The following is a 14,457-nucleotide window of genomic DNA, read 5'->3' on the forward strand; positions in this document are numbered from 1 at the left end:
ATTTCCTCAGGTCTTGAACAATTAAGGCATAGGAGAAGCGCCCTGCAATCGTCAATCTCTAGCCAGGAAATATCAGAATTCTGGGCTGGTTTTGTACGTTTACGCTCGCTTTATTGTCCCAACGAGAGACGGCTGAATGATTAACCTAACACCGCAGGATGTGCGGCTTAAGGCCACTGCCCGCAGTAAAGAAGATGCGATCCGTCAGGCGGGAGAATTGCTGGTCAGTCGTGGCCGCATTCAGGCAGGTTACATCGACAGCATGGTGGCGAGAGAGACCCAGGCCAACACCTACCTCGGCAACAGTATTGCCATTCCCCACGGGCAGCCCGCCCAGCGCGACCTGATTGAAACCACGGGTATTGTGGTGCTGCAAATGCCTGCCGGGGTGGAGTGGAACCCCGGCGAGGTGGTGCGGCTGGTGGTGGGCATTGCGGCGAAGTCGGATGAGCACCTGCAAATTCTCACCAACCTGACCCACGTGCTGGACGATCCTGCCGCTGTCCAACAGCTGGTGGAGACAGAAAATGCGCAGGTGATCTGCGATCGCCTCACCGGCCAGTCCACCGTGGTCAAAACCCTGGATACCGACGGCTTTGACCAGTTTATAGACCTCACTATCGACGCGCCAACGGGCCTGCACGCTCGACCTGCGACGGTGTTTGCCGATTTGGCAAAATCCTTTAGCGCCGAGGTGCGAGTGCGCTACGGCGACCAGGTGGCCAACGGCAAAAGTCTAATGTCGCTGCTCAAGCTCGGCGTTGAGCGCGATGGCGTGGTGCGGGTGCTGGCCAAGGGCAGCGATGCCACCGAGGCGCTGAATGCTTTGCAGCAGGCGGTAGAAGATGGGCTGGAGGAAGAGGATGAAGTAGCGGCCAGTCCCGCACTGGAATTGTCTGCCTTAGACTTGGAGAGCCCTGCGATAGGCGGGGTGGCAGCATCTCCAGGGTTAGCCATTGCTCCCCTGTATCGCTTCCGCCATACCAAACTAGAATTTGCCGAAACCGCTGAGGATGCGGTGGCCGAGCAGGGGCGGCTGAGGGATGCGATCGCCGCCGCCGATGCCGATCTAGCCGAGCTGTACAACACGATTAAAGAACGCTCCGGCAAGGCCAAGGCCGCCATCTTTCAAGCCCATCGGGAATTCCTATCTGACCCCGAACTGCAACAGGAGGCGCTGAACCGCATTCCACCCCACCACAGTGCCCCCTGGGCCTGGCAGCAGATGATCGAGGCTAGGGCTAAGGAGCTAGAGGCGCTGGCCGACCCGGTGCTCTCGGGCCGAGCGGCAGACGTGCGTGATGTGGGGCAGCGGGTGCTGGCGCGGCTGGTAGGCCAGGGGGATGCGGGGGCGGGTCTGCCCGATCACCCGGTGATTCTCATTGCCGACGATCTGGCCCCCTCCGATACGGCGGGCCTAGACCCAGCCAAAATCCACGGGTTCTGTACGGCGGCGGGCGGGGCGACCAGCCACACGGCGATCATTGCGCGATCGCTCAACATTCCTGCCGTGGCGGGGGCGGGGGTTAAAATTCTGGATTTGCCAGAGGGAGCCACAGCGATTCTCGACGGCGACAAAGGCCAGCTCTACCCAAACCCCACCGAGGCAGATCTGGCGAAGGCAAGGCAGGCCATGGGCGATCGCGCCCAGTTGCGCGATGTAGAGCAGCAAACTCGCTTTCAGGCCGCCATTACCACCGACGGCCACCGCATTGAAGTCGTCGCCAACATCGGTGGCCCAGCCGATGCCGCCCCCGCCATCCAAGCCGGGGCCGAAGGTGTGGGGCTGCTGCGCACAGAATTCCTCTTTCTCAACCGCAGTGCGCCCCCCAGCGAAGACGAACAGTACGACGCGCTGCGCCAGATGACCGACGCCCTCCACGGCCTGCCGCTGATCGTCCGCACTCTGGATATTGGCGGCGACAAGCACGTGCCCTACCTGAACCAGCCTGCCGAAGAAAATCCCTTCCTCGGCATTCGGGGAATTCGCCTGTGCCTGGAGCGCACCGACCTGTTTGAGACCCAGCTTCGCGCCATTCTGCGGGCGGCGCGCGGCGGCTACATCCGTATCATGTTCCCCATGATCGCCACGCTAGAGGATATTCGTGCCGCCAAGACGGTGCTGGAGTCGGTGCAGGCGGCGACGGATGGCCCCCCCGTCGAAATCGGCATGATGGTGGAAGTGCCCAGCGCCGTGCTAATGGCGGCAGAATTTGCCCAGGAAGTGGACTTTTTCTCGGTGGGCACCAACGACCTGACTCAGTACCTGCTGGCGATGGATCGGGGCCACCCCACCCTGGCGAAGCAGGCCGAGGCCCTGCACCCTGCCGTACTGCGGGCGATCGCCCAAACCGTGCAAGGGGCTAAGCTCTCCGGCAAGTGGGTGGGCGTCTGCGGCGGCCTAGCGGGCGACCCCCAGGGCGCCATGATTCTCGCCGGGCTGGGGGTCAAAGAACTCAGCATGGATATCCCCAGCATCCCTAAGGTGAAGGCGCGGCTGCGGAGGGCCTCGATGAAGCAGATGCAGCGGCTAGCGCAGAAAGCGATCGCCTGTCGCACCGCCGAGGAGGTGAGGGCGCTATGACCCACCCCCCCAGAATGCAGCGGATTACTACGGTGACGCTCAACCCAGCGATCGACCAGACGGTCTCAATTCCCAACTTTCGCGCCGATGCGGTAAACCGGGTCGATTGGAAACAGGATGATGCGGGCGGCAAAGGCGTGAATGTGGCCTCTTTTCTCGCCGAGGCGGGCCATCGAGTCAGCGTCACAGGATTTCTCGGCAAGGAAAATGATGCATTGTTCAAAGCCCTCTTTCACCACAAGGGCATTGACGATCACTTTGTCTATCTGTCCGGCGAAACCCGCGTCAACATTAAAATCGTAGACGACGCCCAGGGCCAGGTCACCGACATCAACTACCCCGGCCAGGCCCCCACCCACCAGGATATCGATGGGCTGCGCAATGTCATCCACGCCCTGGCCAGGAGCTGCGACTGGTTTGTCTTTTCGGGCAGCGTGCCCGCCTGCATGTCCACCGACATCTACGACGAGCTGATCGGTGCTCTCAAAGCCCAGGGCAAAACCGTAATTCTCGACACCAGCGGCGACGCCCTGCGCTTTGGCCTGCCCGCCAAACCCGACCTGATCAAGCCCAACAAGGCGGAGCTAGAGGAGGTGCTGAACACCCGCTTGGAGAGCCACGCGGAGGTTGTCGCCGCCGCCCGCGAGCTGATCGCCTCCGGCATTCGCTACGTGGTGGTGTCGATGGGGGCCGAGGGGGCGCTGTTTATCGATCGCACCCAGGCCTTCCACGCCCAGCCGCCGCCCGTGGCGATCAAAAGCACCGTTGGCGCAGGCGATGCCATGGTGGCAGGCACCGTGGCAGGGCTGATTGAGGGGCATCCGTTGAGAATCTGCGCCACCCTGGCGACGGCGTTTTCGATGGGTGCCCTGGGGGAAATCGGGCCGAGGTTACCCCCGATGGAGAAAATCCACGCCATGCAAAAGCTCGTCACCCTCCAGGAGGTGGTGTGATCTCCGTGCCAATCCCCGTAGGGTGCATAGCACCCCAGGCGCAGCTTCGCCTACGCGGCCAGATCCCCTAGGCCCTGAATCGATCACCCCCGCGCCGCAATGCACCACCCAAAACACGGTCCTAGGCGGTGCATTGCGGCGCGAATGCACCCTACGCCCCACCCATTCCCCCATCCACCCTTCTACCCAAACACGCTATGACCAAAATCGTTGCTGTTACCGCTAGCGCCTCTAGCAACGCCCATGCCCAGATGGCGGCGGAAGCTCTTAAGCGCACTGCCCAGGCGATGGGCTATGAGATTGCGACCGAGGCCCAGGGCGGTGCTGTCGCCACCGCTCTCCACCCTGACGATATCCAACAGGCCGATGTGGTGATTGTGGGGGCCGATGGGCCGGTGGAGCGCGATCGCTTCTCCGGCAAACCCGTCTACGCCGTCTCCACCAGCGAGGCCATCCGCAATACCGAGATGGTGATTCAAAGCGCCGTCGCTCTGGTGGGGCACGGCCCCAGCCTGGGGGCGATCAAAACCACGCCCCACCCCCACGACCCGCTGCCGGAGGACGTCTCCAGCGCGGTGTCTGGGGCAGAATCCGCCGCTGCTACCAGGTTCTTTGTCGGCGTCACCTCCTGCCCCACGGGCATTGCCCACACCTTTATGGCCGCTGAGGGGCTGAAGCAGGGGGCCGCCAAGCTGGGCCACGACATCAAAGTTGAAACCCAGGGTTCTGTCGGGTCGCAAAATGCCTTGACCGATGAAGAAATTGCCCGCGCCGACGCGGTGATCGTCGCCGCTGACACCCACGTAGATCTGTCTCGCTTTAGCGGCAAGCGACTGTACCAAACCTCCACCAAAGCCGCCATCCACAGCGGCGCCGATGTCGTCACTGCGGCGCTAGATGCACCAGTAGCCGGGGGCGGTAGCGGCGCAGCCGAGAGCGGTTATCTGGATGAAGTGAACCGCGCCAAGGCCGAGCGTTCTGAAGGTCGCTCTGGCCCCTACAAGCACCTGCTCACCGGGGTCAGCTACATGCTGCCGGTGATTGTGGCTGGGGGCCTGATCATCGCCCTGTCTTTTGTGTTTGGCATCAACCCGCCCGAGGGCAGCTTTGGCGACGCGCTGATGCAGATTGGCGGCGGCGCAGCCTTTGCGCTGATTGTGCCGGTGCTATCGGGCTTTATTGCCTTTTCCATTGCCGATCGCCCCGGTATTGCCCCCGGTCTGATCGGCGGCATGTTAGCGGCGAATTTGGGCATGGGTTTTCTCGGCGGCATTCTCTCGGGCTTTCTCGCCGGTTATGTGGCCAAGTTTGTGCGCGACAAGGTCAACCTGCCCGCCAACTTCGAGGGCCTCAAGCCGGTGCTGGTGATTCCCCTGCTGGCAACGCTGGTGGTGGGGCTACTGCTGGTCTATGTCTTTGGTGCCCCGGTGCGCTTCATTATGGACGGCCTGACCACCTACCTAGAGGGGCTGAGCGGCACCAACGCCGTGCTGCTGGGGCTGCTTTTGGGCGGCATGATGGCGATCGACATGGGCGGCCCCGTCAACAAGGTGGCCTACACCTTTGCGGTGGGACTGCTGACCACCAACATCTACGCGCCCATGGCGGCGGTGATGGCGGCGGGCATGACCCCGCCCCTGGGGTTAGCGCTGGCCACCTTTGTTTCCAAAAAATACTTCAACCAAGCGGAGCAAGAGGCGGGCAAGGTGGCCTCGGTGCTGGGCATTTCCTTTATTACCGAGGGGGCGATTCCCTTTGCGGCCAACGACCCGCTGCGAATTTTGCCCGCCTGCATTGCCGGGTCTGCGGTGGCCGGGGCGCTGTCCATGGCCTTTGGCTGCACCCTGCGCGCCCCCCACGGCGGCATCTTTGTGCTGGCGATACCAAACGCGGTAGAGAACGTGGGGCTATATATTGTGGCGATCGCCGCTGGCACCTTGGTCACCGCACTGGTCACCGTGCAGCTCAAGCACTGGTTTCCAAAAAAGCGAGAGGCGATCGCCGAGGCGTAGAGTCGCCTAAACCCGACATCTAGTCGCCCAGACCCCAGGGGGTTCTTGCTGCGGTCAGCCAATACCCGTGGGCTGACCGTAGAAGCCCCCTGGGGTCTAGCCATAGCTCAACCTTTCACCACGATTAGAAAAACCAATTGCTCACCCGATTATTTTGTGAAACAGAAATGCTATCGTTTTATCCATAGACTTTTTTAGATGCCAGATTCATTTTCATTTACCGAACTCAATAAAGGATTTAGGTGCTGCGATGGGCATCACAAATCACATTAACTTCCGCCATGTGCGCGGAGACCTGTTTGGGGGCGTTACCGCTGCGGTCATTGCCCTACCAATGGCCCTGGCCTTTGGGGTGGCCTCGGGGGCAGGAGCCGCCTCGGGCCTCTACGGGGCCGTAATTGTCGGTTTCTTTGCGGCGCTGTTTGGGGGCACGCCGACGCTAATTTCAGAGCCCACTGGCCCGATGACCGTGGTGTTTACCGCCGTCATTGCCCAGCTGATCGCCTCTGACCCCGAAAACGGTATGGCCATGGCCTTTACCGTCGCCATGCTGGCCGGGATTTTTCAGATCATCTTCGGCTTTCTCAAGCTGGGTCGCTACGTGACGCTGATGCCCTACCCGGTGATCTCGGGCTTTATGTCGGGCATTGGCATCATTTTGATCATCTTGCAGCTAGGGCCGTTTTTGGGCCACGCCACCCCCAAGGGCGGCGTGATTGGCACCCTCACCAGCCTGCCAGAGATGGTGTCTACCCTCGACCCGGTAGAGGTGGCTTTGGGGGTATTTTCCCTGGCGGTGCTGTTTCTGATGCCCAAGCAGTTTAAGCGGTGGGTGCCGCCCCAGCTGTTGGTGCTCATCGGTGGCACGCTGCTGGCTTTGGTGGTTTTTCCCAATGCTGACCTGCGGCTGATTGGCGAAATACCCACCGGGCTGCCGTCGCTGCAGCTGCCCACCTTTGGGCCGGGCCAGGTGCAGACCATGCTGGTGAATGGCCTGGTGCTGGGCATGCTGGGCTGCATTGACGCCCTGCTGACGGCGATGATTGCCGACAGCATTACCCGCACCCAGAGCGATGCCAATAAAGAGCTGATCGGTCAGGGTATCGGCAACCTGATGTCGGGTCTGTTTGGCGGCATGCCGGGGGCCGGGGCCACCATGGGCACGGTGGTAAATATTCAGGCCGGGGGCAAAACCGCCCTGTCGGGCCTAGTGCGGGCAGGCATCTTGCTGGTGGTGGTGCTGTGGGCTGCGCCCCTGACCAAAACCATTCCCCTGGCGGTGCTGGCGGGTATCGCGGTCAAGGTCGGCTTTGACATTCTCGACTGGAGCTTTCTCAAGCGCGCCCACAATGTGTCTTGGAAAGGCACCGCCATCATGTATGGCGTGATGTTTCTCACGGTGTTTGTAGATTTGATCGTGGCGGTGGGCGTGGGCGTGTTTATCGCCAACATGCTCACCATTGATCGCCTCAGCAAGCTTCAGTCTGAGCAGGTGCGCACCATCACCGACTTTGACGACGATGTGGCCATGAGCCCTGAAGACAAGACGCTGATGGATCAGGCCAATGGTCGGGTGCTGGTGTTTCACCTCAATGGCCCGATGATTTTTGGGGTGGCGCGGGCGATCGCCCAAGAGCAGACCGCGATGGCGGCCCACGATGTGCTGATTGTGGACTTGCAGGATGTGCCCCACCTGGGGGTGACGGCGGCCCTGGCCTTAGAAAATGCCATTCAAGATGCCAGCGATGCCAGACGGCAGGTGTTTGTGGTCGGGGCCCAGGGCAAAACCCTGAGTCGTCTCGAAAAGCTCGGCGTGCTGCGGTTTGTGCCCGCTGAGCACCTGGTCGCCACTCGCACCGAAGCGCTCCAGGCGGCGCTGCAATTGCTGGCGGTTCAAGACGGCCTAGAGCCATCCCTCGCCGCTGAGCCAGGAGCCACGGCGGTCTAGATTCTTCGCCGGGTGTGTCATCGGGGTTACCTACAGCTCTCCTTCATGAGGGGGCAAGGGGCAGCCTCATGGTGTGCTGCGCCCGCATGAAATTTGCCATATCTGTATTGCAAGGTTTTAAGGAGGTATCGATAGTGAATTGTGCTTTGTCTGCGATCGCAGGATGGCCGCTGTTGGCCACTGCTGAAACTGGGGCCGAAATTGGGCCAATGGTGCTGGCTGGAGTGCTGCTCAGCCTGGTGGTGATCTATGTCGCCAGCAAGCTGGGGGGCGAGCTGTCTAAGCTACTCGACCTGCCGCCGGTCTTAGGTGAACTGGTAGCCGGGGTGGTCGTGGGGGTGTCGGCCCTGCATTTGATCATGTTTCCTGAGAGCGGAGCCACCGCCGCCGACTCTCAGCTGATGGGGCTGTTACAGTGGCTGGGCGGGCTCACCCCCGAGACGGTGGCAGAGGTCTTCCGCAGCCAGAGCGAGGTGATCTCGGTGCTGGCAGAGCTGGGGGTGATCATTCTGCTGTTTGAGATTGGTCTGGAGTCTGACCTGCGAGAGCTGCAAAAGGTGGGCTACCAGGCGGCGATTGTAGCGGTAGTGGGGGTGGTGGCTCCCTTTGGCTTGGGCACAGCGGGGTTGATGCTGCTGTTCCACGTGCCGACAATTCCGGCGATTTTTGCCGGGGCGGCGCTGACGGCGACCAGCATTGGCATTACCTCGAAGGTGCTCTCAGAGATTGGCCAGCTGAAGTCGGCAGAGGGCCAGATTATCGTTGGCGCGGCGGTGATCGACGATGTGCTCGGCATCATCGTGCTGGCGGTGGTGGCCAGTCTGGCCAAGACCGGCGAAGTGGATGTGATCAATGTGCTGTATCTGATTGCCAGCGCCACGGGGTTTTTGCTGGGGGCGATTTTCTTAGGCAAGTTTTTTAATAGCTCCTTTGTGGCGATCGCAGACAAGCTGCAAACCCGAGGCAACCTGGTGATTCCGGCGATTACCTTTGCGTTTTTGATGGCGTTTTTCGCCAATGTGATTCACCTGGAGGCGATTTTGGGAGCCTTTGCGGCGGGCCTGGTGCTCGATGAAACCGACAAGCGCAAGGAGCTCGATCGCCAGATCATGCCCATTGCCGACATTCTGGTGCCGATCTTCTTTGTGACAGTGGGGGCCAAGGCCGACCTCGGGGTGCTCAACCCGGCAGTGGCAGCCAACCGCGAGGGGCTGGTGATTGCGGTGTTCTTGCTGGCGGTAGCGATCGTGGGCAAGGTGATCACCGGCTGGACAACCTTTGGCCAACCGCTAAATAAGCTGGCGATCGGCATTGGTATGGTGCCTCGCGGCGAGGTGGGGCTGGTGTTTGCGGGCATTGGCTCGGCCAGTGGGGTGCTGACGAAGCCCCTGGAGGCGGCGATCATCATTATGGTGATTGCTACCACATTTCTGGCCCCGCCGTTTTTGCGGATTGCGTTTAAGGGCAGTGAGACGGATGCGATCGCAGCGGAGGCGGTTCCCGAACCCGCTGACGTGGCCTCTTAGGTTCTCTTGCAGCGTCAGTCCCGTAGTTCTTGCCTAGGAGCTGGGCGGCACACATTTGGGGGTGAAAACTAAATCTGCTGCTGGGGCCAATTCGCTGGCCCCAGCCCCCGGCTCCGCGCGTCCTCCGGCCTACGACCAGGGACGTCGCCCCCACAGGGGCGCAAACAAAAATTGGTCGTCCTGGTCTTCCCAGAAAGAACTGATCGATCATCGGTTTAAACCCCTGTTCTGTAAACGGGTGTTCTGCAAGCGGGCCTTTGGGCGGCTGCGATCGCCCTCATCTCCCCACCCCCCGCTCCCTACCCATCTACTCCCCACACTCTCTCGACCCATGCTCTACGCCTGTGTCTACGCCACGATTCTGCTTGGCTTTTTCGGTATTTTGCTTAAAGAAAACCTGGTGATGAAAATCATCGCGATGGATGTGATGAGCACCGGGGTGATCGCGTTGTTTGTGCTGGTGGCGGCCCAGGGGGGCACGTTTACCCCCATTCTCGACGGTGGGGCGGCGCGACCCTACGCGGACCCGGTGCCCCAGGCGGTGATTTTGACCGCGATCGTGATTGGGTTCTCCATTCAGGCGCTGATGCTAGTGGGGGTGATGAAGCTGGCGAAGGATAACCCCACCCTGGAAACCCGTGCGATCGAGGAGGAATACCGGCCATGACGTTGGCTACCTTAATTTGGCTGATGCTGCCGTTTTTTGTCGGCTTCAGCATCTATCTGCTGCCCCAGGCAGACCGCATATTTGCCGTCGGGGTCACCCTGGCGTCGATGGCCTACGCCCTGGTTCTGTTCTGGCAAGGGGTGCCCTTCGAGTGGCGTTTGCTCGACAACTTCGGCGTCACCCTGATGGCCGACGAACTCAGCGCCTTTTTCATTCTCACCAATGCCCTGGTAACGGCGGCGGTGATTCTCTACTGCTGGTACAGCGGCAGAACCAGCTTTTTCTACACCCAGATCATCATTCTCCACGGCAGCGTCAATGCGGCCTTTGTCTGCGCCGATCTAATGAGCCTGTACGTGGCGCTGGAGGTGATCGGCATCGCGGCCTTTTTGCTGATTGCCTACCCGCGCACCGGGCGCAGCCTATGGGTGGCCCTGCGCTACCTGTTTGTCAGCAACACCGCCATGCTGTTCTACCTAATTGGGGTGGCGCTGGTCTATCGCAGCCAGCAGTCCTTTGCCTTTGCGGCCCTGGCGGGGGCTCCGATCGAGGCCTGGGCGCTGCTGTTCCTCGGCATGCTGACCAAGGGGGGCATTTTTGTGTCGGGGCTGTGGCTGCCGCCGACCCACTCCGAGTCGGAGACGCCGGTGTCGGCGCTGCTGTCGGGGGTGGTGATCAAGGCGGGGGTGTTTCCCCTGGCCCGCCTGGCGCTAATGCTGGGAGAAATCGACCCAATCGTGCGAATTTTTGGGGCGGGGACGGCGCTGCTGGGGGTGGCCTACGCCATGTTTGAGAAAGACACCAAGCGCATGCTGGCCTTCCACACCGTGTCGCAGATGGGCTTTGTGCTGGCGGCCCCCGAGGTGGGCGGCTTCTACGCCCTCACCCACGGGCTGGTAAAGGCGGCGCTGTTTTTGACCGCCGGGGCACTGCCCAGCCGCAGCTTCAAAGACCTCCAGCATCAGCCCATCCACACCCCCATCTGGATTGCCCTGGTGGTGGCCAGCTTCTCGATTTCGGGCTTTCCGCTGCTGTCGGGCTTTGGGGCCAAGGTGCTGACCATGAAAAACCTGCTGCCCTGGCAGGTGATCGCCATGAACCTGGCAGCCCTGGGCACGGCGATTTCCTTTGCCAAGTTCATCTTTTTGCCCTTTGCCCAGGATAAAGGGCAGGCGGTGAAGCCGGGCTTTTGGCCGGCGGTGCTGCTGCTGCTGGCAGGGCTGGTGGGGGCCAATGTGGTCTACTACGACGCCTACTCCTGGGCGAATGTGGCCAAACCCCTTGGGACTATTGCCCTGGGCTGGGTGCTCTATCTGCTGGTGATTCGGCGGGTAGGGGTGAAGCTACCTCGGGTTTTAGAAGAGTTTGATCACCTGATCGGGGTGATGAGTCTGATGCTAATGGTGTTGTTTGGCATGGTGTTTGCATGACCGGATATCTCAACATAATTTTGCGGTTGGCCATCTGGTTTTTGCTCACCGCTGACCTCAGCTGGGCCAACATTTTGATTGGGGTCGCAGTGTCGCTTCTGCTGCCTCGGGGAGCGACCAATCCTGGTCGGCTAAAAGATTGGCTGCGCACCCTATGGGAAGTGGTGGTGGCCATTCCCCAGGCCTACAAAGAAGCCTTTGAAATTATGATTTGGCCCCACCGGCATGAGGTGGTCGTCGTCAACCGGGCCAAACCCCGCCGGTCTGCCAGCCTGATTTTTCTCGATATCTTTTTGATTACCTTTACCCCCAAAACCATCGTGCAGCACTATCGCGAGCAGGGCTGGTACGAAGTTCACTACATTCAGCGGGAGGAAGCTCCATGACCCTGGTTTTGCTAGCCATGATTGGCGCTCTGCTGATTCCGATGGTTGAGGCGTTGCAGGATGAAGATATCTGGCAGCGCATGCTGGCCTTCGCCAGTATTGCCACCAAAACCTCGGTGATGATTTTGGTGATTGCGGTGTTACAGGATGACTGGATGATTGGTGTGGTCGGGGTGCTAATTCTCAGCGTGGGTAATGCGGCCCTGATGCTGCTGGCCCACATTATTAAACGGGTCAACGACGGCATGAATACATGAGGGATGGTGGTGTTGTTCTATAGCGATTTTAGAAACCGCTTTGCCCAGGAAATTCGAGCGGCAGATCTAACATGATTAATTTTCTCAGTTACACCTGTATTGTTATTGGCCTGGTGTTTTGGTATTGGGGCACCTGGCCGCTGCTGGGGCGGCGATCGGTGCTCTACAAGCTCCATACGCTGTCGGTGGCCGACACCCTGGGGTCGATGGCGATCGCCTTTGGTCTGCTGCTGCGCATTCCCCAGGAGTGGCCCCTGCTAGTGCTGGCGCTGATTTCCCTGGCGCTTTGGAATACGGTACTGGGCTACGTGCTGGCCTACTGCGCCACCGAGGAGGTTCACCATGATGGATAACAGCTACGTGTACGCCATTATGCTGCTGCTGCCCCTGGCGGGGGCGATGGTGGTTTTTCAGGTCAACCCCTACCAGGCGTTGATCATGCGGGGGATTTTGGGGGCGATCGCCGCCCTAATATACGCCATGCTGGGCGGGGCCGATGTGGCCCTGACCGAGGCGCTGGTGGGCACCATGCTGGCGGTGACGCTCTATGCCGTGGCGGTGCGATCGTCTTTGGTGATGCGGTTGGGGGTGCTGGAGGGCGAGGGCGTGAAGCACAACCTCCAGTGGCAGCCGCTGCTCGACTACCTGCGATCGCTGCTCAAACGCTACCAACTGCGGCTGGAGCTGGTGCCCTACAGCGATGACCAGGCCTTGCACCAGGCCCTCGCGGCCAAGGAAGTACATGGTATTTGTCGGATGAATCGGGCTGGGCTGACCAGTGATGAGGGCGTCCCTCACATTTTTGTGCGGGTACAGCGGCTGTACGACATTTTTGCCGAAGAACTGCCCGGGGCGATCGCCCAGAGCAAACTCTACAGCGATGGCGAGATCGATCTTTCGCCTAACTCTGCGGCCTTAACGGAGGAACACCTATGATCTGGGTCTATATAACGGCGGGAGTGCTGTTTTTTATCAAAATGATGATTTTGCCAGACCCAGTAACGGCGGAGGCTGATCTGGCGGTGGTAGAGGCGATCGCCGCCGATACCGGCATTCCCAACGCCGTGTCGGGCATTATTCTGCGCAACCGCCTCTACGACACCATTTTTGAGGTGGTGGTCTTTACTGTCGCCATCATGGGCTGCAAATATTTGCTGGCGGATGAAGCCCCCACCACTGCCTTCGTGAGCTTTAGCGACAAACCGTCGGTGGTGCTGGCCCGGCTGGGGGCCACCATTGCGGCCCTGGTGGGCATTGAGCTGGCCATTCGCGGCCACCTCAGCCCTGGGGGGGGCTTTGCGGCGGGGGTGGCCGGGGGCACGGCGATCGGCCTGATCGCCATTACCGCCGCATCCCCCGAGTGGATGCAGGCGATCTACGAACGCTGGAGAGCCGCCGCTTGGGAGAAGGTTTCGGTGCTGGTTTTCATTGTGCTGGCGGTGCTGGTGCTGGTGGGGGTAGAGCCGCCGCCGGGGCAGTTTGGCACTCTGCTGAGCGGTGGCATGATTCCGCTGTTGAATGTGCTGGTGGCGGTCAAGGTGGCCCTGGGATCGTGGGCGGTGACGCTGCTGTTTATTCGCTATCGCGGGTTGTTATAAACCCAATCCAAGCCGTAGTCACTGCCCACCTTTTACCCACGCGCTAGCGAAGCTATCCGAAGGAATCGCCAGCTAAACACTTTGGGGGAGCACTGCTCACGGTCTGTCTTCTACCATTACTGGATATTTGAGGGGTGGGTGGTGGGTGAATGAGTGGGTGGTGGGCAATGCTTACCCTACTTTTGACTTTCGCCCACGCGATCGCAAGATAGATTAAACTTTGCGCAATAACCTGATTCCCTATTGAGTTGGGTCTTGCAAGGGGTGGTAGGAGCAGGTGAATACCCTATCGGCTTTATTTGGATGTCTGTTGCTTCAATCGGCCATTTGATGACTGGTCGCAATCTCGAATCCGCTTGGAAGCGGAAGCCATTTTGGCAATCTTAGAGCAGTGTCAGACTTCTGACTGGAGCTTGGTGAGCAGCACCGCCATTGAATCCGAAATTGAACGCACTCCTGATCCAATCCGGAAACAAAGACTCATTGACTCATTGGCAATTGCCTCTGAGCGTGTGACTGTAACAGAGAGCATAATGATAAGAGCTAGCGACTTGAGAAACCTTGGGTTTCAGGCTTTCAATGCATTACATGTTGCCTGTGCTGAGTTTGCAGGGGTTGATGCTATGTTCACCACAGATGATCGCCTTCTCCGTAGGGCAATAGCTCGGAGGGAAGATCTAGGTGTTCGTGTGACTAACCCAGTGACTTGGTTTATGGAAGTAACCAATAGTTAGGAGATTATGATGACGCTGGCAGAGATTAATCAATTAGCCTTCAAGACGTTGATGGATAATCTGGGCTATGTGAATGCGGTTCGTTTCTTTAAGCAGTTTGAAACGGGCAGCGGCGATTCCTCTCAAGACCGTCACCAGTGGCTAGATGACTTAAGCCTGGATGAAATCTGGTCAGATATTCAGCAGCGACAAGCGGATTAGCGTTGAGCCCGGCTTCATAGAGGGTTGGGGCGTCTGGGTAATGGCCTGCGGCCAGGTGGTCTATAGCGGTTCTCATTCGGATGAGGTACATGTCAGTTGCCCGAGTCCATAAATTGCAGGGCTTCTCTCCGTTGGGGTGTACCTTATGCGTTCAGGAACCG

At 59.8% G+C, this 14,457-nt stretch carries 13 protein-coding genes; all 13 read left to right on the plus strand.

Features of this window, described 5'->3' with window-relative positions:
- The first annotated feature begins 136 nt into the window (after window positions 1-136).
- The 13 genes from ptsP (at window position 137) to AC0QKW_RS12850 (ending at window position 14,296) form a co-directional block, all read left to right on the plus strand.
- Entirely contained in the window at window positions 137-2,584 is a 2,448-nt protein-coding gene (ptsP, locus tag AC0QKW_RS12790; RefSeq protein ID WP_473151458.1) for a phosphoenolpyruvate--protein phosphotransferase, read from the plus strand.
- Window positions 2,581-3,537: a 1-phosphofructokinase gene (gene pfkB / locus AC0QKW_RS12795; protein ID WP_473151459.1), complete on the plus strand. Its 957-nt coding sequence runs from the start codon at window positions 2,581-2,583 to the stop codon at window positions 3,535-3,537. The genes ptsP and pfkB overlap by 4 nt, the downstream gene beginning before the upstream one ends.
- Window positions 3,538-3,734: 197 nt before the next feature.
- Window positions 3,735-5,549: a PTS fructose-like transporter subunit IIB gene (locus AC0QKW_RS12800; RefSeq protein WP_473151460.1), complete on the plus strand. Its 1,815-nt coding sequence runs from the start codon at window positions 3,735-3,737 to the stop codon at window positions 5,547-5,549.
- Window positions 5,550-5,799: 250 nt separating this feature from the next.
- Window positions 5,800-7,497 carry a bicarbonate transporter BicA gene (gene bicA / locus AC0QKW_RS12805; RefSeq protein ID WP_473151461.1) on the plus strand — a complete coding sequence of 566 codons (1,698 nt, stop codon included), beginning with the start codon at window positions 5,800-5,802 and terminating at the stop codon, window positions 7,495-7,497.
- Window positions 7,498-7,631: 134 nt separating this feature from the next.
- Window positions 7,632-9,023: a cation:proton antiporter gene (locus tag AC0QKW_RS12810; protein ID WP_473151462.1), complete on the plus strand. Its 1,392-nt coding sequence runs from the start codon at window positions 7,632-7,634 to the stop codon at window positions 9,021-9,023.
- 331 nt (window positions 9,024-9,354) lie between these two features.
- Complete coding sequence (locus tag AC0QKW_RS12815) at window positions 9,355-9,690, plus strand: cation:proton antiporter subunit C (RefSeq protein WP_473151519.1); 336 nt, start codon at window positions 9,355-9,357, stop codon at window positions 9,688-9,690.
- Entirely contained in the window at window positions 9,687-11,120 is a 1,434-nt protein-coding gene (locus AC0QKW_RS12820) for a cation:proton antiporter (RefSeq protein WP_473151463.1), read from the plus strand. Before AC0QKW_RS12815 ends, AC0QKW_RS12820 begins: the two co-directional genes overlap by 4 nt.
- Complete coding sequence (locus tag AC0QKW_RS12825) at window positions 11,117-11,506, plus strand: Na+/H+ antiporter subunit E (RefSeq protein ID WP_473151464.1); 390 nt, start codon at window positions 11,117-11,119, stop codon at window positions 11,504-11,506. Before AC0QKW_RS12820 ends, AC0QKW_RS12825 begins: the two co-directional genes overlap by 4 nt.
- Window positions 11,503-11,763, plus strand: a complete 261-nt coding sequence (locus tag AC0QKW_RS12830; protein WP_473151465.1) for a hypothetical protein — start codon at window positions 11,503-11,505, stop codon at window positions 11,761-11,763. Before AC0QKW_RS12825 ends, AC0QKW_RS12830 begins: the two co-directional genes overlap by 4 nt.
- A 71-nt stretch (window positions 11,764-11,834) precedes the next feature.
- Window positions 11,835-12,116, plus strand: a complete 282-nt coding sequence (locus tag AC0QKW_RS12835; protein ID WP_473151466.1) for a monovalent cation/H(+) antiporter subunit G — start codon at window positions 11,835-11,837, stop codon at window positions 12,114-12,116.
- Entirely contained in the window at window positions 12,109-12,699 is a 591-nt protein-coding gene (locus tag AC0QKW_RS12840) for a DUF4040 domain-containing protein (RefSeq protein ID WP_473151520.1), read from the plus strand. The genes AC0QKW_RS12835 and AC0QKW_RS12840 overlap by 8 nt, the downstream gene beginning before the upstream one ends.
- On the plus strand, window positions 12,696-13,361 hold the full coding sequence (locus AC0QKW_RS12845) for a Na(+)/H(+) antiporter subunit B (protein WP_473151467.1): 666 nt from the start codon (window positions 12,696-12,698) through the stop codon (window positions 13,359-13,361). Before AC0QKW_RS12840 ends, AC0QKW_RS12845 begins: the two co-directional genes overlap by 4 nt.
- A gap of 740 nt (window positions 13,362-14,101) precedes the next feature.
- A complete protein-coding gene (locus AC0QKW_RS12850) occupies window positions 14,102-14,296 on the plus strand; it encodes a hypothetical protein (protein ID WP_473151468.1) in 195 nt (64 codons plus the stop codon).
- The last annotated feature ends 161 nt before the right edge of the window (window positions 14,297-14,457 follow it).

Source organism: Pseudanabaena sp. PCC 9330 (genome assembly GCF_055795045.1).

What these genes read in the sequence shown, in the direction of transcription:
- ptsP (WP_473151458.1), top strand. Translation starts at nt 137, where the DNA reads ATGATTAACCTAACACCGCAGGATGTGCGGCTTAAGGCCACTGCCCGC.
- pfkB (WP_473151459.1), top strand. Translation starts at nt 2,581, where the DNA reads ATGACCCACCCCCCCAGAATGCAGCGGATTACTACGGTGACGCTCAAC.
- AC0QKW_RS12800 (WP_473151460.1), top strand. Translation starts at nt 3,735, where the DNA reads ATGACCAAAATCGTTGCTGTTACCGCTAGCGCCTCTAGCAACGCCCAT.
- bicA (WP_473151461.1), top strand. Translation starts at nt 5,800, where the DNA reads ATGGGCATCACAAATCACATTAACTTCCGCCATGTGCGCGGAGACCTG.
- AC0QKW_RS12815 (WP_473151519.1), top strand. Translation starts at nt 9,355, where the DNA reads ATGCTCTACGCCTGTGTCTACGCCACGATTCTGCTTGGCTTTTTCGGT.
- AC0QKW_RS12820 (WP_473151463.1), top strand. Translation starts at nt 9,687, where the DNA reads ATGACGTTGGCTACCTTAATTTGGCTGATGCTGCCGTTTTTTGTCGGC.
- AC0QKW_RS12825 (WP_473151464.1), top strand. Translation starts at nt 11,117, where the DNA reads ATGACCGGATATCTCAACATAATTTTGCGGTTGGCCATCTGGTTTTTG.
- AC0QKW_RS12830 (WP_473151465.1), top strand. Translation starts at nt 11,503, where the DNA reads ATGACCCTGGTTTTGCTAGCCATGATTGGCGCTCTGCTGATTCCGATG.
- AC0QKW_RS12835 (WP_473151466.1), top strand. Translation starts at nt 11,835, where the DNA reads ATGATTAATTTTCTCAGTTACACCTGTATTGTTATTGGCCTGGTGTTT.
- AC0QKW_RS12840 (WP_473151520.1), top strand. Translation starts at nt 12,109, where the DNA reads ATGGATAACAGCTACGTGTACGCCATTATGCTGCTGCTGCCCCTGGCG.
- AC0QKW_RS12845 (WP_473151467.1), top strand. Translation starts at nt 12,696, where the DNA reads ATGATCTGGGTCTATATAACGGCGGGAGTGCTGTTTTTTATCAAAATG.
- AC0QKW_RS12850 (WP_473151468.1), top strand. Translation starts at nt 14,102, where the DNA reads ATGATGACGCTGGCAGAGATTAATCAATTAGCCTTCAAGACGTTGATG.